The 18194-nt window shown below is 45.5% G+C and carries 16 protein-coding genes; 10 read left to right on the top strand and 6 right to left on the bottom strand.

Annotation, left to right across the window (positions count from 1 at the left end):
- The first annotated feature begins 89 nt into the window (after positions 1–89).
- From rpoE to ABXT60_RS11525, 4 genes are all read left to right on the top strand, one after another.
- The gene (gene rpoE / locus ABXT60_RS11540; RefSeq protein ID WP_443630289.1) at positions 90–692 is read left to right on the top strand and encodes an RNA polymerase sigma factor RpoE; all 603 of its coding nucleotides are present in this window, start codon (positions 90–92) and stop codon (positions 690–692) included.
- A gap of 89 nt (positions 693–781) precedes the next feature.
- Positions 782–1639, top strand: coding sequence for a MucB/RseB C-terminal domain-containing protein (locus ABXT60_RS11535; protein ID WP_443630288.1), 858 nt, complete (start codon positions 782–784; stop codon positions 1637–1639).
- A 28-nt stretch (positions 1640–1667) separates the two neighbouring features.
- Positions 1668–2168 (top strand): SoxR reducing system RseC family protein, encoded by a 501-nt coding sequence (locus tag ABXT60_RS11530; RefSeq protein WP_443630287.1) that lies wholly within the window; start codon positions 1668–1670, stop codon positions 2166–2168.
- A gap of 136 nt (positions 2169–2304) precedes the next feature.
- The gene (locus ABXT60_RS11525) at positions 2305–3729 is read left to right on the top strand and encodes a DegQ family serine endoprotease (protein ID WP_443630286.1); all 1425 of its coding nucleotides are present in this window, start codon (positions 2305–2307) and stop codon (positions 3727–3729) included.
- A gap of 69 nt (positions 3730–3798) precedes the next feature.
- Here ABXT60_RS11525 and pyk read toward each other — a convergent pair whose 3' ends face one another.
- Both pyk and gap read right to left on the bottom strand, forming a co-directional pair.
- A complete protein-coding gene (pyk, locus tag ABXT60_RS11520; RefSeq protein WP_443630285.1) occupies positions 3799–5247 on the bottom strand; it encodes a pyruvate kinase in 1449 nt (482 codons plus the stop codon).
- Between the two features lie 56 nt (positions 5248–5303).
- Positions 5304–6323 carry a type I glyceraldehyde-3-phosphate dehydrogenase gene (gene gap / locus ABXT60_RS11515; RefSeq protein WP_443630284.1) on the bottom strand — a complete coding sequence of 340 codons (1020 nt, stop codon included), beginning with the start codon at positions 6321–6323 and terminating at the stop codon, positions 5304–5306.
- A gap of 140 nt (positions 6324–6463) precedes the next feature.
- On the opposite strand from gap, the gene edd reads away from it, so the two are divergent.
- Genes edd through pgi form a run of 3 tightly spaced genes read left to right on the top strand, consistent with a single transcriptional unit; the run spans position 6464 to position 10907 of the window.
- Positions 6464–8266, top strand: coding sequence for a phosphogluconate dehydratase (gene edd, locus ABXT60_RS11510; RefSeq protein ID WP_443630283.1), 1803 nt, complete (start codon positions 6464–6466; stop codon positions 8264–8266).
- A gap of 12 nt (positions 8267–8278) precedes the next feature.
- Positions 8279–9280: a glucokinase gene (glk, locus tag ABXT60_RS11505; RefSeq protein WP_443630282.1), complete on the top strand. Its 1002-nt coding sequence runs from the start codon at positions 8279–8281 to the stop codon at positions 9278–9280.
- On the top strand, positions 9267–10907 hold the full coding sequence (gene pgi / locus ABXT60_RS11500; protein WP_443630281.1) for a glucose-6-phosphate isomerase: 1641 nt from the start codon (positions 9267–9269) through the stop codon (positions 10905–10907). The genes glk and pgi overlap by 14 nt, the downstream gene beginning before the upstream one ends.
- 71 nt (positions 10908–10978) lie before the next feature.
- On the opposite strand, the gene ABXT60_RS11495 is transcribed toward pgi, so the two are convergent.
- The 3 genes from ABXT60_RS11495 to zwf are packed head-to-tail and all read right to left on the bottom strand — an operon-like array spanning position 10979 to position 13862.
- Positions 10979–11644: a bifunctional 4-hydroxy-2-oxoglutarate aldolase/2-dehydro-3-deoxy-phosphogluconate aldolase gene (locus tag ABXT60_RS11495; protein WP_443630280.1), complete on the bottom strand. Its 666-nt coding sequence runs from the start codon at positions 11642–11644 to the stop codon at positions 10979–10981.
- Positions 11645–12358: a 6-phosphogluconolactonase gene (pgl, locus tag ABXT60_RS11490; protein ID WP_443630279.1), complete on the bottom strand. Its 714-nt coding sequence runs from the start codon at positions 12356–12358 to the stop codon at positions 11645–11647.
- Positions 12348–13862, bottom strand: a complete 1515-nt coding sequence (gene zwf / locus ABXT60_RS11485) for a glucose-6-phosphate dehydrogenase (RefSeq protein WP_443630278.1) — start codon at positions 13860–13862, stop codon at positions 12348–12350. Before zwf ends, pgl begins: the two co-directional genes overlap by 11 nt.
- Positions 13863–14001: 139 nt before the next feature.
- Between zwf and hexR the strand changes: the two genes are divergently transcribed.
- Positions 14002–14865 carry a transcriptional regulator HexR gene (hexR, locus tag ABXT60_RS11480; protein WP_443630277.1) on the top strand — a complete coding sequence of 288 codons (864 nt, stop codon included), beginning with the start codon at positions 14002–14004 and terminating at the stop codon, positions 14863–14865.
- On the top strand, positions 14862–15050 hold the full coding sequence (locus tag ABXT60_RS11475; protein WP_443630276.1) for a DUF6726 family protein: 189 nt from the start codon (positions 14862–14864) through the stop codon (positions 15048–15050). Before hexR ends, ABXT60_RS11475 begins: the two co-directional genes overlap by 4 nt.
- Before the next feature lie 97 nt (positions 15051–15147).
- Here ABXT60_RS11475 and ABXT60_RS11470 read toward each other — a convergent pair whose 3' ends face one another.
- Complete coding sequence (locus ABXT60_RS11470) at positions 15148–15531, bottom strand: DUF3461 family protein (RefSeq protein ID WP_443630275.1); 384 nt, start codon at positions 15529–15531, stop codon at positions 15148–15150.
- A 364-nt stretch (positions 15532–15895) separates the two neighbouring features.
- Between ABXT60_RS11470 and parC the strand changes: the two genes are divergently transcribed.
- Complete coding sequence (gene parC / locus ABXT60_RS11465; protein WP_443630274.1) at positions 15896–18190, top strand: DNA topoisomerase IV subunit A; 2295 nt, start codon at positions 15896–15898, stop codon at positions 18188–18190.
- The last annotated feature ends 4 nt before the right edge of the window (positions 18191–18194 follow it).

Below are 18194 nucleotides of genomic sequence, written 5' to 3'. Positions count from 1 at the left end.
GAGTTAATCTGCTGTACTCTTATTATATTATTTAATTGGAGGTGTATTGTTAATTGTATACCTACAGCAGTCTAGATAAGGAAATCTAAGTGCCTAATGAAAAGGCCTTGCCGACACCTGCCCCATCTGATCAACAGCTTGTTGAGCGAGTTCAAGCTGGGGATAAGCGTGCATTTGATTTGCTAGTGCTTAAATATCAGCACAAAATTATTAGCTTAGTGGGCCGCTACGTTAAGGATCATCATGAGGCCATGGATGTAAGCCAAGAGGCCTTCATAAAAGCCTACCGTGCGCTGGCAAATTTCCGAGGTGATAGCCAGTTTTACACATGGCTTTACCGTATTTCCATTAATACGGCAAAAAACTATTTGGTAGCGCGTAATAGAAGGCCACCTGATGTAGATGTAGAGGCTAATGAGTATGGCGACTACGGCAGTGCAGATGTTATGGCAGACATTGATACCCCCGAAAATCTAATGGCGCGGGACCAATTACAAGACAAGGTATTTGCTACCCTAGAAAAATTGCCAGATGACTTAAGAACTGCCCTAACCCTAAGAGAATTTGAAGGCATGAGCTATGAGGAAATTGCTCAAGTGATGGATTGCCCTGTGGGCACGGTTCGGTCACGTATATTTCGTGCCCGAGACGCCATAGACAAAGAAGTGGCTAAGCTTATGGACCGTGATTAGTGAGCTAGCTTAAGCCTCTAAAAATAAAATTGAACCAAATGGCCCTGTTGACGTCCAACTTGGGTAAGTTAAATTTAGGAAACTACATTTTGGCATCTACTCATACTAACGCCCAGTCGATACGCGAATCATTATCTGCAGTAATGGATGATGCTGCCCAGCCACTAGAGCTGGAGCGTGTGCTTAAAGCGAGTCAAGGCGACGAGCAAGTCAGGTTGCAATGGGCTCGCTATCAGCTTGCCAGTGCTGCCCTAAAGCGCGAAGCAACCCAAGCCTCGTTAGGCATGGAATTAGCTCAGCGGGTGCGCAAAGCTGTTGATGCAGAGCGGACCCACTCCTACTCTGCCCCTGGCGCTAACGCTGGTTCAAACTTTAGCTATCTGAACCGCTTTTGGCAACCTATTGCGGGCTTAGCAGTAGCTGCAAGTGTAACTATGGTGATGGTTTTGGGTGCCCAACAAATGGGTGTGTCATTGCAGCCACAAGTTATTATCGCACAGCAAGGTGTGGTTTTATTAGAACCAAGAAATAGCAACAATAGTATTGCCTTAGTTAGTGCAGGTGCATCTAGCACTGTGATGGCTAACACTAATGATATTATTCGTTTACCTGCGCCTGTAGAAGCAATTAATGCAGCAGAAGCCGGTTGGTTGGTAGCAACTTTGCCTGTGGGGTTTGTATTAACTCAGCGTAGTTTAGATGTGTCCAGTCCAGTACCCAGAGAAATTCTCACCTACAGCGATGGTGAGGCTAGTTTTACGCTTTATGTTGAAGCGTTGAACGGGCGTACCATTGCTGAAGGCTATGCTTTTGCAGGTTCTAATTTAGTGTTGGGTCAGTCTATGGTTCATGATGGTGAACAGATGTTTGTGACCTTAGTTGGGCAATTAAGTTTAGCGCAAGGCGAGCAAGTGGCCAGCTCTGTGGTATCCTTAGCCATTAAATAAACGCCTAGTAAGATCCTAAGGCTGCATCATGTCTAATACACAAGACTCTATGATTGAGCAAGCTGCTCATGTCCACTCTATTGATCAAACCACGGTTTGGCTAGACACCCTGCGCCTGAGCACCTGTAATTCTTGCAGTATGAAAAGTGGTTGTGGCCAGCGTTTAATGAACCAAGCCACAGACTGCAAGCGTTCGCGTATAGCATTGCCAGTACCCAGTACTATGTCGCTAAGTGTGGGCGATGAAGTGGTATTGGGTATCCCTCAAAAAGCCTTTATTAAAGCCAGTTTGTTAACCTTTGCCATGCCGTTAATAGTGATGCTGGCATTTGCTTTACTGGCCCAGTGGGGGGCTCTGTCTGAGCCACTAACCGTAGTGACTGCATTGGCTGGATTAGGCTTTGGTTTGTTAGTGTTACGGTGGTACAGCCAAAGTGATGCGATGTTAAGCTCTAATCAATGGCAGCCTGTTATTTTGCGTCAGCAATATATAGACCAAGCAGAGGTGCTTCACTTTACGCCAGAATAAGTGTTTTGCTAACAAATCCTGTAAAAAGGCTGTATTAACTGCAAAACTTTGTAAAGGGCGGCTAGTATTGAATCTGAATCGTCCAAACTACCGTATGCTTTAGCACTATCCAATTTGGTTGTAGAGGAACTACGTCATGATCAAGCTAGTATCATTTAACTATAAACTCATCTCCCTAGTGCTGCTGACCTTGCTTTGGTCGAATGTTGCTCGGGCTGCACAATTACCAGATTTTACCGTGCTAGTTGAGAAGGCATCCCCGGCTGTGGTTAACATAAGCACGTCTCGCGTGGTGTCAAAAAAGCAAGCAGGTAGTCAGTTTCAGATGCCTGGGCAAGAGCAGTTGCCAGAGGTTTTTAAACATTTCTTTGAGCGGCAGTTTCCAAAACAGAAGCCCCCTCAGCAGGGACAAGCACCTAGGGCTCAGTCCTCTGGCTCTGGTTTTTTGATTAGTGATGACGGTTACATACTCACCAACCATCATGTGGTGAAAGGCGCCAACAAAATTATTGTGGCTTTAAGCGACCGCCGTGAAATGGAAGCAGAATTGGTGGGATCTGACCCACGCTCTGACTTGGCATTATTAAAAATTGAAGCGCAAGACCTGCCATTCCTTAAAATGGCAGACTCTGACCTGCTGAAAGTGGGGGAGTGGGTGCTGGCTATAGGCTCTCCATTTGGTTTTGATTATTCGGTTACTGCGGGTATTGTTAGTGCCAAAGGCCGAAGTCTGCGTTCGGAAACCTATGTGCCTTTTATCCAAACAGATGTGGCTATAAACCCTGGCAATTCAGGTGGCCCGTTGTTTAATTTAGACGGCGAAGTAGTCGGTATTAATTCCCAAATCTATACTCGTTCGGGCGGCTTTATGGGGCTAAGTTTTGCTATCCCTAGTAATACTGCCATCTCTGTAGTTGCTCAATTAAGAGCAACAGGCCAGGTGTCGAGGGGATGGTTGGGTGTTCAAATTCAAGAAGTAAGCCAAGACCTAGCAGAATCATTTGGCTTAGATCAAGCGTCAGGGGCCTTAATTGCTCAGGTTTTTGACAAAAGCCCCGCTAGCGATGCCGGTCTGCAAGCAGGTGATGTGATCACTCACGTAGATGGTAACGAAATTATTATGTCTGCCCAAGTGGCGCACTTTATTGGCGCCATCTCGCCTGAAGAGTCGGTGATTATTCAATTAGTGAGAGACGGTAAAAGTGTAGACATTGAAGTGCTCATTGGGAATCTGCCCCAAAATGTGTCTGCGGCCATGGGTACAGAAGAAAAGGGCCAATATGTTGAGCGAATTGGTTTGCGCGTTGTAGCCTTGGCGCCAGAAAAGGCGCAGGAATGGCGCGTCCGTAATGGTATAGATATTATGGAAGTAGACGCAGGCGTAGCTAAGGAGATAGGCTTGAAGCCTGGGGATGTGATTACTAGCATGGCCAATCATAGCATTGCCAGTGTGCAGGAGTTTGTTGAGTTGGCGGCAGCCTTGCCCACGCAACGGCCCATTTCGTTGCGCATTGTTCGCGACGGCAGGCCTCTATTTGTAGCCTTTCGGTTAAACCAATAGACTGTTCTGTATCAGGCCAAGCGCTTAGTAGAAGTTAAGCACTTAGCCTGATGTAACCTAAGGGTTTAGCTACTGAATTAAATCGCCTACACGAACTACTTTTAGCGTGTTAGTGCCGCCATGGGCCTTCACATAATCGCCCTTAGAAATAAGCACAATGTCGCCATCTTGCACTATGCCTAATTCCCTTAGTTGCTCTACAGCCACGTGGTTCACTTGGTCGTTATTAATAACCTTTGAATCGAATGGGTGAGTAATTACTCCACGGTAAAGGCACACTCGGCGCTGAGTTGCTGCGTGAGAAGTAAACGCAAATATAGGTATACCAGAGCTAATACGAGACATTAGCAATGGTGTCTTGCCCCTTTGTGTCATACAAATAATAGCCTTTACGCCATCCAAATGATTGGCTGCATACATAGCGCTTAGGGCCACACTTTCGTAAATGCTGTGTACTGCAATATCTAGCCTGTGAGAAGACTTATGGGCATTTCTGTGCTGCTCTGCACCTAGGCAAACTCGTGCCATGGCCTCTACTGTTTGAGAAGGATAATCGCCTACTGCAGTTTCGGCCGACAGCATTACAGCATCGGTGCCATCCATAACTGCATTGGCCACATCTGACACTTCAGCACGTGTAGGCATAGGGCTTGTGATCATAGATTCCATCATTTGTGTTGCAGTGATCACAATGCGATTTAGTTTTCGTGTGTGCTCGATGATGTCTTTTTGCACACCCACTAACATGGCATCACCAATTTCTACAGCCAAATCTCCCCGGGCCACCATAATACCTTCAGACGCTTCGATGATGCCTTTGAGCGTTTCGGTCTCAATGGCCTCTGCGCGTTCAATTTTAGCAATCAAGCCAGCCTTGCTGTTGGCTTGCTCTAGTAAAGCGCGGGCTTCGTTCATGTCGCTGGCATTTCTAACAAACGAAATAGCAATGTAGTCTGCACCAATTTCGGCAGCAGTAATAAGGTCTGCACGGTCTTTGTCTGTCAGCGCAGGTGCGGATAATCCACCACCTTGAAGGTTGATGCCCTTATTGTTAGAAAGAGGGCCGCCCACTTGCACTATAGTGTGCACTTTGTCTTGATCTACGTGATCAACTTTAAGCACTATGCGGCCATCGTCCAGAAGCAATATATCATCTTGGTGAAGGTCTTTGCCTAGTTCTGGGAAATCTAAACCCACGGCTTGGTCTGTGCCGGATTCCAAATCCATATTCGGGTCAAGCACGAAGCTTTGGCCATTTGTAAGCTGAACTTTATTATTAATGAAGCGGGCAATACGTACTTTAGGCCCTTGCAAATCTGCCAGTATGGCTACGTGGCGGCCTACAGATGAGGCAGCTCTAAGCACTGTTTCTGCGCGTTGTTTGTGGTCTTCAGCACTGCCATGTGAGAAGTTAAGGCGCACGACATCAGCACCTGCGGCGATGATTTGTTCAAGTGCTTCAGGGCTGCTTGTAGCAGGGCCTAGAGTTGCAACAATTTTCGTGCGTCGTAAAGTCATGATGTGTAGGTCTTATCCTTAATAGTATAAACGTAGGTGGTCATTGAGGGTTTAGGTTAATGGTTCATTAGGGCTAGGCTAGTGTCTAGCATTCTATTACAAAAGCCCCACTCGTTATCATACCACGACATTACTTTAACCAGCCTGCCTTGTACGCAGGTTTGGTTACTGTCAAAGCACGAGGATTTAGCACTGTGATTGAAATCAACTGACACTAAGGGTTTATCGACATATTCCATAATATGCGCCAAATGTGGGTTGCTAGTCATCGCCTTGAGCATAGCCTTGTTAACAGCCTGTGCATCAGTTTCAACGCTAGCAATAAAGGTTAGATCAACCACAGAAACATTAATTGTGGGCACTCGCATTGCCATGCCATTTAGGCGCCCAGCTAGATCTGGCAATACTAAGCCCACTGCAGCTGCCGCGCCAGTTTTAGTTGGAATCATGGATTGAGTGGCAGAGCGAGCGCGATATAGGTCTGAATGCAACCCGTCAGTGAGTAGCTGATCATTAGTATAAGAGTGAATAGTTGTCATTTGGCCCTGGTCAATGCCAAACGCGTCATTAAGTATTTTGGCCATGGGGGCCAAGCAATTAGTGGTGCAAGAGGCGTTTGAAATAATGCGCTCATTGCCGGTTAGGGTCTCATGGTTCACTCCGTATACTATAGTGGCATCTAAACTGGTGCCCGGTGCCGAAATAATTACTTTGCCTGCGCCAGCATTAATATGTGCTTCAGACTGCTCTCGTTTAGTGAATAAGCCAGTGCACTCAAGTACTAGATCAATGTTTAGTTCGCCCCAAGGTAGTTTACTTGGGTCACGCTGTTGGAGTAGTTTAATGCTGTCGCCGTTTACGAAAAGGTGTTCATCGTCATGGGCAACGGTGCCGTTAAAGCGGCCATGAACGCTGTCAAATTCGAGTAAGTGGGCATTAGTGTTAGCAGGGCCTAGGTCGTTGATAGCTACAATTTCTAGTGCTGAATATGGGTTTGATTGCCTTTGCTGATATAAAGCGCGAACAATATTGCGTCCGATGCGGCCGAACCCATTTATGGCGATGCGTATACTCATTGAAGCTTTCCTGTAAAGTCGATTATGTTAGTAATATTACATACATAATGTTGGTATATCAAATATTTATCAGGCTAATAGGTTTTAAAAAACGCATTTATTTGTTAATATTACTTAAATAGATGTAGAAAGGTGTTGTTATGAAGCAGGTTGTCACTCAGGTCACTGAAACCATTATTGAGCGCAGTAAAAAAACTAGGCGAGGCTATTTGGGTAATATAGACGCCGCCAAAGGTGGAAGAGTGAGCCGTTCAACTTTGTCTTGTGGCAACTTGGCCCATGGGTTTGCCGCGTGTTCTCAAGATGACAAAGATCGATTAACTATGATGGACAGTGCTGATGTGGCCATTATTTCGTCTTATAACGACATGCTTTCAGCTCACCAGCCGTTTGAAAACTACCCTCAACTAATTAAGCAAGCAGTTAGAGATATGGGCAGTGTGGCACAATTTGCAGGTGGCGTTCCCGCCATGTGCGATGGTGTTACTCAGGGCCAGCCTGGTATGGAATTAAGCTTATTTAGTCGTGATGTGATCTCAATGTCTACGGCCGTTGCCTTGTCACATAACATGTTTGATGCAGTGCTGTGTTTAGGGGTATGTGACAAAATTATTCCCGGCCTGTTAATTGGTGCCTTAAGCTTTGGCCATTTGCCAGTGGTATTTGTGCCTGCGGGGCCTATGCCTTCCGGTTTGCCGAACGTAGAAAAAGCACGTATTCGCCAATTATACGCAGAAGGCAAAGTAGGTCGTGATGAATTATTAGCGTGTGAGTCAGCCTCTTACCATAGCGCCGGCACCTGTACGTTTTATGGCACAGCTAATAGCAACCAGCTACTGATGGAAATTATGGGCCTGCACATGCCAGGGTCATCATTTGTGTCGCCAGATGGAACCTTGCGAGATACGCTTACCATAGCGGCAGCCCAACAAGCGGTAAAGCTTACTCACGTATCAGCAAAACAAAATCTAGCTCAGATTGTGTCAGAAAAAACCATAGTTAATGCCATTGTGGCATTACTCACCACCGGTGGGTCCACTAACCACACCATTCACTTGATCGCAATAGCAAGGGCTGCGGGCATTATTATCAATTGGGATGATTTTGCTAAGCTGTCTACAGTCGTCCCTAGTTTGACCCGCATCTATCCCAATGGTGAAGCAGACATTAACGTTTTTCACGCTGCCGGTGGTGTGCCTTACTTAGTGCAAACGTTATTGCAGCATGGCTTGCTTCATGAAGATGTTGAAACAATTATGGGCCATGGTCTAAGTCGCTACTGCCAGGAACCTAAGTTGCAAGGTGGCAAGTTAGTTTGGCAAGCTGCGCCAGAGGTGAGTGCCGATATGGATGTGTTAAGGCCAGTAGATGAGCCTTTTTCTGCCACGGGCGGTTTGGTAACATTACAAGGTAATGTTGGCCGCGGCGTAGCTAAGGTGTCAGCGGTAAAAACTGAACATTGGCTAGTGCAAGCACCAGCTAAGGTGTTTGATAGTCAGTTTGAATTTGAAGATGCGTTTAAACAAGGCCTGCTTGAAGAAGACTTTATTGCTGTGCTGCGATTCCAAGGCCCCCAAGCTTGTGGGATGCCAGAATTACACAAACTAACGCCTTATTTAGGAGTGCTCCAAGATCGGGGGTTTAAGGTGGCGTTGGTGACTGATGGGCGAATGTCTGGGGCGTCTGGCAAGGTGCCAGCTGCTATACACGTTTACCCAGAAGCTAAAGCTGGCGGCGCTATTGGCAAAATAGAAAATGGAGATTTACTCAAGCTAGACTGTCATAATGGTAGCCTAGAGCTACTGGTAGATGCCGCAACTCTAGCTCAGCGAACTCAAGCAGTGCATAAAGGCGGCGTAACTGTGGGCATGGGCCGAGAGATGTTTGCCGGTATGCGCATGCAGGTTAGTGCTGCTGAATTAGGGGCCAGTACGTGTGTGTAATTGAATGCTGTTATGACAGAGTACCGTATACCTATGCCTAATTTTAATTTAGTTGCCGATGTTGGGGCTACCAATGCTCGCTTTGCTTTAACCCTGAGCAACGCTCCAGAATTACTGCATACCAAGGTGCTTTCCTGTGCAGATTACCCTAGTTTAGAAGCAGCAGTGTCTGCGTATCTTTCTAGTACAGGTGCGTTGGGTTTAATCACTCAAGCCTGTATTGCCATTGCCGGCACAGTGCATTTAGCAGAATTCTCCTTAGCCAATAACCATTGGCGTGTTAATAAATCTAAAGTAAATACAGTACTTCAGGTTGAGGCCTTGTGGATTAATGATTTTGCTGCCCAAGCTTGGGCCATGTCCGAAATTACGGATGCAGACCTATTGTCAGTAAAGCAAGGGCAAGCAATAGAACGAGGCAATCGTTTGGTCATGGGGCCTGGCACTGGTATGGGTGTGGCAGGATTGATTGCCCATAATAAGGGCTGGTTGCCAGTAATGGGAGAAGGTGGTCATGTAGGTTTTGCGCCCACTAATACACTGCAGATGAAAATACTGGCGTATATGTGGACTAGCTACGAACATGTCTCTACTGAGCGCCTGTTATCGGGTTCTGGCATGATGGATCTTTACAAGGCTGTCGCTCACGTTAAGGCTATGCAACCAGACTTAACCAGCCCTTCTGATATTTTGCAGCAAGCTCAGCTAAGTACTCCTGATGAATTAGCCTATCAAACACTTTGCATTTTCTGTGACATGCTAGGAAATGCAGTGGCCAATGAAGCCCTAGCGTTTGGTGCGGTGGGTGGTGTTTATCTGACTGGTGGGATTTTACCGCGGATGCAAGAATTTTTACTGGCTAGCGATTTTGGCCGTTGTTTTAGCAATAAGGGTCGAAGCTCTGCGTACCTTAAGCAGATTCCAATTTATCTCTGTATTGCCCAGCAACCTGGCCTGCAAGGCGCAGTTATAGCACTAGACCATAAGTCTCGGAGACATAATGTTACATCTTGAAAAATCTAAACACTGGCAGAAATTGCAGCAATTAGCAGTGCAGTACCGCAGCACTCACTTGCGTGAGCTCTTTGCTAATGAAGGTAACCGCTTTGACACCTATTCTATTGAATTACCTAACCTATTATTAGACTACTCAAAAAACTGCCTGACACCTGAAATAATGGATGCGCTGTTTGGTTTGTCACAAGATATGGGCCTAAGTTCTGCTATAGAACGGATGTACAGAGGCGCAAAAATCAATATAACTGAAGACCGTGCGGTGTTGCATACGGCTTTGCGTAACCGCAGTAATTCACCCGTCTACGTAGACCAAACCAATGTGATGGAAATGATCAACGATGAGCTGTCGCATATGCGGGAGTTTGTGGAAAAAGTGCGTAGTGGTGAGTGGCTTGGATATTCTGGAAAGCGTATTACTGACGTGGTGAACATTGGCATTGGTGGCTCTAACTTGGGACCAAAAATGGTTACTCAGGCACTGCGCTCATATGCAGATTCCACCATCCGAGTGCACTTTATTTCCAATATAGATGGCGTAGAAATTGCGGAAATTTTACGTCCTTTAAAAGCGGAGCAAGTATTGTTTGTGGTGGCGTCTAAAACGTTCACTACCAGCGAAACTATGACCAATGCACAAACGGCGCGCAACTGGCTAATGGCTTCGGCATTTGATGAACGTGCGGTACAGCAGCACTTTGTGGCTGTGTCATCTAACACTGAAGCAGTACAAGAATTTGGTATTGATAAAGAATTTATGTTCTCTATGTGGGACTGGGTGGGGGGGCGATACTCTATCTGGTCTGCCATTGGCTTACCTATTGCGCTATACCTTGGCTTTGACAAGTTTGAACAGTTACTCACTGGCGCCCATGACATGGATCGCCACTTTAGAGATGCGCCAGCGGCAGAAAATATGCCCACTATTATGGCGTTAGTGAGTATTTGGAATGGTTTGTTACATGGGGCACAAAGTCACGTGATATTGCCCTATGACCAACCTTTAGAAAGCTTTACTGCATATATTCAGCAGGCAGATATGGAGAGTAATGGTAAGCATGTGGACCGCCAAGGTAATCAAGTAGCTTACCCTACAGCATCTGTTGTTTGGGGACAGTTGGGTATTGATGGGCAACATGCATTCTATCAATTACTGCATCAAGGTAACGTTATAGTGCCAGCAGATTTTATAGGTTCGCTAGCGAGCTCTACCCCAGTTAAAGGTCACCATGAAAACCTTATGGCTAATTTTTTCGCCCAGACTGAGGCACTAATGAATGGTATCAGTGCTGAAGAAGTAAGGAGCCAATTAGAGGCTCAGGGATTAGATTCAAAGCAGCTTGAAAAACTGTTACCGCATAAAGTGCACCAAGGTAACCGGCCTAGCAATACCTTGCTACTTAAGCAGATAGACCCAAGGAATTTGGGTGCACTCATTGCCCTTTATGAGCACAAAATATTTGCCCAAGGTGTCATCTGGGATTTATGCTCTTTTGATCAATGGGGTGTTGAATTAGGTAAGACTCTAGCTAAGGGTATATTGCAGGAAATTGAAGGTGACGCAGGGCATCAGCATGATGATTCTACTAACGCGTTAATTGACTACTTTAAGTGCTCTCGCGTTTAGAGCCTTTATTATAAGCGGTAGCAGTTTTGCCCTTTAAATTTAAAGGGCTTTTTTCGTTATATACCTCGATTTTAAGGCCCAGCGAGTGCGCAAGCTTGCTTAGCTAACTCTTCTATGGCTTGCCAGTTTTTCTGCTGTACTAGGTCTGTGGGAGTTAGCCAGGTTCCACCTACACACATCACATTATGTAACGCTAAATAGTCTGTTGCATTGGTAGGCTTGATGCCGCCAGTTGGGCAAAACTTAAGTTCGCTAATGGGGCCTCCAATAGCTTTTAGGAAACCCACTCCACCCACTACAGCTGCAGGAAAAAGTTTAAACCTTCGGTAACCTAACGCCATGGCTTGCATGGCTTCGCTAACACTGCCAATACCCGGCAACAACGGTACTGAGCTTTGGCTACCGTGGTGTAAAAGTTCTGTAGTGAACCCTGGGCTAACAATAAAATCGGCCCCTGCTTCAACGCAAGATTCATACTGCTGGGGCGTCATGACTGTGCCCGCACCAATAATAGCATTTGGGAGAGCCTGCTTTAACTGTTTAATGGCGGTTAAACCATAGGCGCTGCGTAGGGTGATTTCTAGCACAATTAAGCCACCGTCTACTAATGCTTTACCAATGCCAATAGCTTGCTCAGCGTTCTCTAAAGTAAGTACTGGGATAACAGGGGCAGAGTTACATATTAGGTCTAATTTCTGGGTGTTTTTGTGTATTTGTGTAGTACTGGAAGAGTTCATTTAAGGGCACCAATGTATAGCAAGGGAATGTTGGAGAAAGGTATAAATAGGCGTCTGCGAAGGGTCTTTTAAGTCAATTGAGTGCACTAATACTTGACATTTTTTGTCACCTTCAATGTGTAAGTGTGTATGTGTTGCAAGTTTCAGTGTAGTGGCAGAAAGAGTCATGCGGTCAGTGGGTGCTACTGGTGCGCAGGTAGCGATACAGAGGGCATCGGTAGAAAGTGCGTCATGCAAATAGGGGCATAAAGGAAACAAAGACGCTGTATGTCCATCGTTACCCATGCCAAGCACTAACACATCAAGTGGCCAGTGCATGGCGTCAAGTCTTTGCTGGCAGTATTGCTGGCCTTCTAGTGCGCTTTTTTGGCCAGTATACATAGGGAAAAAAGTAGCCTCAGCAGCATGATTTTGTAGCAACCAAGCCCTGACTAACGCAGCGTTGCTAGCACTATCGTCTTCAGGTACCCAGCGCTCATCTACAAGGGTAATGTCTATCCGATGCCAGTCTAATTGTTGCTGGCTTAATTGCTGCAGCATTACTTTTGGCGTGCGGCCTCCACTCACAGCTAAGCTGGCTTTGGGCCTAACTAACAGTGCATTACGTAATTGGTCAGCAATGTTTATTGCTAGCGTGCGAGCTAGTTGCTCTGGAGTAGGGCTTGCTAACCATTGGCTTTGCTCAGGTAAAGTTTCAGGTCTATTAAATTTCATCACAGTCTTCATACCAAAGGTGTCCGTGCATTTGGATCATGTCATTAGCTTCTTTGGGGCCATTACTGCCCACCGGGTAAGGTCTTAGTGGTTGGTCTGTAGACTGAAAGCTATGCCTTACTTGATCACACCATTGCCAAGCTATTTCTACTTCGTCGCGCCTTACAAATAGGCTTTGATTACCCTTTAATGCTTCCAGTAATAAACGCTCATAGGCGTCTGGAATGCGAGCGTTAGACTGGCTTTGAGCAAGGTCTAACTGCAATGGGTCGCGTCTAAGTTGCATCCCTTTGTCCATACCCTGTTCTTTAGTGAGCACTTGTAAAGAAATGCTTTCTGAAGGTTGTAGACGAATGACTAATCTATTTTTCGCAAGTGAGGCTTGATCTGGACTGAAGATGTAATGACTGTTAGGTTTATAGTGAATGACAATTTCAGTCACCTTGCTGGCCATGCGTTTGCCCGTGCGTAAGTAAAATGGTGTGCCAGTCCAGCGCCAGTTGGCTATTTCTGCTCGCAGGGCAATAAAGGTTTCTGTATTACTGCTAGTGTTTGCGTCGGATTCATTTAGGTAACCTGGCGCAGGTGCTTGTTTAAACTGGCCATCAGCATATTGGCCCAATACCAAGTGATGTCTTATTTCATCTGGCTTAATGGGTTTCAGCGAGCGCAATACCTTTACCTTTTCATCTCTTATGCTGCTGGCATCAAGCTGTGATGGTGGGTCCATAGCAACCAAACATAAGAGCTGCATTAAATGATTTTGCACCATGTCACGCATTTGCCCAGCTTTGTCAAAGTATCCCCATCGCCCTTCAATACCAACATCTTCTGCCACACTAATTTCTACATAGTCAATGTATTGGTTGTTCCACTGGCTCTCAAATAGAGGGTTAGCAAAGCGCAGTGCTATTAAGTTTTGAACTGTTTCCTTCCCTAGGTAGTGATCAATGCGAAAGATTTGGCTTTCGTCAAAATATAACGCCAGCGCATCATTAATTACTTTTGAGGAAGCTAGATCATGGCCAATGGGCTTTTCTACCACAATGCGGCTAAAGCTATTAACGCCGCCTGCACTGTGTAAATGCTGACAAATGTCGCTGTATAGGTTTGGTGGGGTGGCTAGGTAGAATGTCACCTGTGGTTGCCAAGACGACAAAGCTTGCACTAGGGTAATATAATCATGCGCTTGGGTAAGGTCTACTTGGCAATAGCATAGGCGCTGTAATAAGCGTGATAAGGTGCTAGGGTTTAATTGATCTGCGCCAATGTATTGATTTAGTGTATGCTCAACTCGCTGCTTGAGTTCGGCGGTGCTAATCGCGCTGCGCGCCACAGCCATAATTTCTAGCTCTTGGCTTAGTAGTTGAGCATGTTCGAGTTGGTATAGCGCAGGCATGAGTTTGCGAAGTGATAGATCACCTAATGCGCCAAACAAGACAAAACTATGGCTTAATATGCCTGTAGCTGTTGTATGCTCGTCTGATGAAGAACTGTCCGACATAGCTAGTGTGACCTTATGGGTAAGTTAATAATGTAATAATACTCTTAAATTTACAAAAAAGTCACAAAAATATCAAAAATGTTGGTAATATTACGTACATAAATGAACAAATGAGCTAAATTAAAAAGAACTGATGACTATGAACAATAATTTACTGCAGCGCCTGTCCACCCAGCAAGATCAGCTTAACCGATCTGAACGCAAAGTGGTGCAAGTGATTGTTGCTGACCCGCAATCGGCAACTCGCATGAGTATTGCTGCTTTGGCAGAGTTGGCTCAAGTCAGTGAGCCTACGGTCAATCGCATGTGTCGTAGCTTTGGCCTAAAGGGTTACCCGGACTTTAAGTTGGAATTGGCTCAAAGTATGGCGCGGGGCACACCCTACGTAAGCCAAAGTGTTAATCAAAATGATACGGCCACTCAATATACGGATAAAATATTTACTAGCACCATGGCTAGTTTAGATGCTGCAAGGCAACAGATTGACAGTAAGGTTATTGAAAGAGCGGTAGATTATTTAAGCCAAGCTCAGCAGATTTGTTTTTTTGGCATGGGCGCCTCAGGCGCTGTGGCTCAAGACGCTCTGCACAAGTTTTTCCGTTTCAATATTCCCGTAGTGGCCCACAATGATTCATTGATGATGCGCATGATGGCAGCAGCGTGCAAGCGCGGTGACGTGATGGTGCTGTTGTCGTTCACTGGCCGAACCAAAGAGATGGTGGAGGTGGCGCGCATTGGCCGAGCTTCTGGTGCACTAGTTATTGCGATTACCGCTGCTGATTCACCCTTGGCTCAAGAGGCAAGTTTGGTGTTAGCTATAGAGGCACCTGAAGACAATGATGTGTATGTGCCCATGCAGTCTCGTATGATACAGCTAACCTTAATAGATGTGTTGGCTACTGGCGTTATATTGCGGCGTGGTGAAGATTTTCATGGCCACTTAAAGACCATTAAACAAAGTTTAACGGGTACTCGTTTAGCTGCATTTCAGGATTCAGAATGATCGCTTATAAGTGGGTAATAATGGCATTTTTGTGTGTGAGTTTAAGTGGCTGTGTTTTAACCAAGATCGTCACTGTACCCATGCGGATTGTTGGCGCGGTAGCTTCTGCGGTGCCAGTAGTAGGTGATGCTGTGGATGAAAGTATAGAAACTATAGCCGACGCTGTGGACGACATTCCTTTGTAATATAACGCCCAAAGATAGTTAGAATGTTGCCAATGATGCACAAACAAAAAAACCGCAACTAGGGACCCTAGAGCGGTTTTTTATAGCCAAGAAAAGTTTATAACTGGTCTATTTTAGCTCGAATCTCAGCTAGTTTTTCAGCCATAATGCGCTCTAGATGCACAAGATCCTCTAAGATAGATTCTTTATTATCGGCAGCTTTGTTTTCTTCATGAGCTAGCTTGTTTAATTCTGTAAGCGCACGCAGCAAAAAGGGTGAGATTTCGCTCACTTCTTGCCATTGTTGGCGACCCGAGTCGACCATTACAGTACGGGTAGCACGACCAAAACGAAACTTTTTGCTACGAGGTAAAAAAGAGCCTTTCTCGCGCTTGTAGTAGATTTTAAGAATATCAAAATCACCTTCTTGGCGAAGGGTATATTTGCTGATGGATTCAAAGCTAGTAATGCCCATTTCCGTTAGCGTAGGGTGTTGAGACATAATTGTTCTCCTTAGAGATTAAAAGTTAAAGTTTTCCTATGAAAATCAATGACTCAACAAATTTTTGTAAGGTGGGCTCTGGCGGCTCTGCCTTGCTGGTCTGAAGGTTTGTGATTAAAAATGTAATTGCTTACACAAACCGCCATGGGGGTAGTTTTCAGTGGTTTTATTATACCGGATTGTTGGTTAAAAAGTAACCACAATAGCCACTATATTCGATGGAATATAGCATAGGTCGCATTCATCTAATAAATAGTTGTGAGGTCTTCACCCGATCATTTTTTGCGGTATACTCTGGCTTAAATTATCAATTTACCCATGAGTGCGGTGGTCTAAGCCCCACTCAATAAGGATGTTTCTTCTTATGTCTGGTGTCATCCCAATTGATGAAGGCGTTGAGCGTCTACCCCTCAAAGAATATACCGAAAAAGCGTACTTAGATTACTCTATGTATGTCATTTTAGACCGTGCATTACCGCATATTGGTGATGGTTTAAAACCAGTACAAAGGCGCATTATTTATGCTATGTCTGAACTGGGGCTTAAAACATCGTCTAAGTATAAAAAGTCTGCTCGTACCATTGGTGACGTGTTGGGTAAATTCCATCCCCATGGCGACAGTGCTTGTTATGAAGCCATGGTACACATGGCGCAGACCTTCTCTTACCGCTATACCCTTGTAGATGGTCAAGGTAACTGGGGTTCAGCAGATGATCCTAAATCTTTTGCTGCTATGCGATACACAGAAGCTAAACTTACAGGTTATGCTGATGTGTTGTTAGGAGAGCTGGGTCAGGGCACTGTAGATTGGGGTAATAACTTTGACGGTACCCTGCAAGAACCACTAGTGTTGCCGGCTCGGGTACCCAACGTACTGTTGAATGGCGCCACTGGAATTGCTGTGGGCATGGCAACAGATATCCCCCCCCATAATTTACGTGAAGTTGTATCAGCTTGCATCCATCTATTGGAGAATCCTGCTGCAAGCATAGAGGAGCTATTTGAATTTGTACAAGGGCCTGATATGCCCACTACGGCAGAGATCATCAGCCCTCGAAGTGATTTGTTGGAAATGTACAAAACTGGCCGTGGTAGTATTCGCATGCGTGCAGTAGTAGATCACGAAGACGGCGATATTGTCATCACCGCCTTACCATACCAAGTGTCTGGGGCACGAATTTTAGAACAAATCGCTGCACAAATGCAGGCTAAAAAACTGCCTATGGTGGCCGACTTGCGTGATGAGTCAGATCATGAAAAGCCGACGCGTTTGGTCATTGTGCCGCGCTCAAACCGAGTGGATACCCAGCAGTTATTAAACCACCTGTTTGCCACCACAGATTTAGAACGTTCTTACCGAGTTAACTTAAACCTCATTGGCGTGGACGGTAAACCTCAAGTTAAAGGTTTGAGCACTATTTTAAAAGAGTGGCTGTCTTTCCGTATGGAGACAGTAACTCGCCGCTTGCAGCACCGTTTAGATAAAGTGTTAGAGCGTTTGCACCTTTTAGAAGGCCTGTTAGTTGCATACCTTAATATTGATGAAATTATTGCCATTATTCGTGAAGAAGAAAAACCTAAATCAATACTTATGCAACGCTTTACGTTATCTGACCGCCAAGCAGATGCCATACTAGATTTAAAACTTCGCCACTTAGCAAAATTAGAACAGCACCGTATCCAAGCCGAGCAAGAGGAGCTCACTGCAGAGCGCGAAAAACTAGAATTGTTGTTGGGTTCTAAAGCCCGTTTAAAAACTCTTATAAAGCGTGAATTGATTGCCGACGCTGAAGCCTTTGGTGATGATCGTCGTTCACCTATCGTTGTTCGCCAAGAAGCCAAAGCTCTTTCCGAACGTGATTTACTCACCACTGAACCTGTGACTGTGGTTTTGTCTAAGCAAGGCTGGGTTCGTGGTGCTAAAGGTCATGATATAGATCCAGCTAACATGAGCTATAAATCGGGTGATGACTTCTTGCTTATGGTTCAAGCTCGAAGTAACCAAAGTGTGGCTTTTCTTGATGAGGGTGGCCGCAGCTACTCTCTAGAAGCGCATACCTTGCCGTCTGCTCGCGGGCAGGGGGAGCCATTAAGTGGCAGATTTAATGCGCCCAGTGGTGTGCAATTTTCAGCGGCGGTCAGTGCTAAGGTAGATCAGCTATTGCTGATGAGTACCGATGCAGGTTATGGCTTCGTGTCTACTTTTGAAGATTTGTTAAGTAAAAATAAGGCGGGTAAAACGGCTATGTCGGTGCCCAAGGGGGCTAAAATTATTGTGCCACAGCATATCACCAGGATAGCCGAAACCTGGCTGGTGGCAGTGAGTAATGAAGGGCGTATGTTGGTATTCCCATTGCAAGATTTGCCGCAGCTAGCGCGCGGTAAGGGTAATAAGATTATTAGTATATCGCCTAGCCGTGTAGCAAGCCGCGAAGAGTTTATGGTGGCTTGTGCGCTTGTCACTGAGGACTGCGAGTTATTAGTACATTCGGGCAAGCGCTACCTACGTTTGAAAGCCTCCGATCTGGTTCACTATCGTGGTGAACGTGGGCGTAGAGGAAACAAACTACCAAGAGGCTTCCAAAAAGTTGATAGTTTGGCTGTTGAGAGTCAAGCTGAAAATGAGATAGACGCCGGGTCTATCGATGTAGACACTTAGTCAA

The organism is Candidatus Njordibacter sp. Uisw_056, from assembly GCF_047730085.1.
Taxonomy (GTDB): domain Bacteria; phylum Pseudomonadota; class Gammaproteobacteria; order Pseudomonadales; family Balneatricaceae; genus Njordibacter.
Note: the sequence above shows the minus strand (reverse complement) of the source record. Positions and strands in the feature narration are given on the sequence as shown.

Coding starts and splice junctions, on each gene's coding strand:
- ABXT60_RS11530 (WP_443630287.1), top strand. CDS start 1,668: ATGTCTAATACACAAGACTCTATGATTGAGCAAGCTGCTCATGTCCAC.
- ABXT60_RS11525 (WP_443630286.1), top strand. CDS start 2,305: ATGATCAAGCTAGTATCATTTAACTATAAACTCATCTCCCTAGTGCTG.
- pyk (WP_443630285.1), bottom strand. CDS start 5,247: ATGACTTTACGACGCACGAAAATTGTTGCAACTCTAGGCCCTGCTACA.
- gap (WP_443630284.1), bottom strand. CDS start 6,323: ATGAGTATACGCATCGCCATAAATGGGTTCGGCCGCATCGGACGCAAT.
- edd (WP_443630283.1), top strand. CDS start 6,464: ATGAAGCAGGTTGTCACTCAGGTCACTGAAACCATTATTGAGCGCAGT.
- glk (WP_443630282.1), top strand. CDS start 8,279: ATGACAGAGTACCGTATACCTATGCCTAATTTTAATTTAGTTGCCGAT.
- pgi (WP_443630281.1), top strand. CDS start 9,267: ATGTTACATCTTGAAAAATCTAAACACTGGCAGAAATTGCAGCAATTA.
- ABXT60_RS11495 (WP_443630280.1), bottom strand. CDS start 11,644: ATGAACTCTTCCAGTACTACACAAATACACAAAAACACCCAGAAATTA.
- pgl (WP_443630279.1), bottom strand. CDS start 12,358: ATGAAATTTAATAGACCTGAAACTTTACCTGAGCAAAGCCAATGGTTA.
- zwf (WP_443630278.1), bottom strand. CDS start 13,862: ATGTCGGACAGTTCTTCATCAGACGAGCATACAACAGCTACAGGCATA.
- hexR (WP_443630277.1), top strand. CDS start 14,002: ATGAACAATAATTTACTGCAGCGCCTGTCCACCCAGCAAGATCAGCTT.
- ABXT60_RS11475 (WP_443630276.1), top strand. CDS start 14,862: ATGATCGCTTATAAGTGGGTAATAATGGCATTTTTGTGTGTGAGTTTA.
- ABXT60_RS11470 (WP_443630275.1), bottom strand. CDS start 15,531: ATGTCTCAACACCCTACGCTAACGGAAATGGGCATTACTAGCTTTGAA.
- parC (WP_443630274.1), top strand. CDS start 15,896: ATGTCTGGTGTCATCCCAATTGATGAAGGCGTTGAGCGTCTACCCCTC.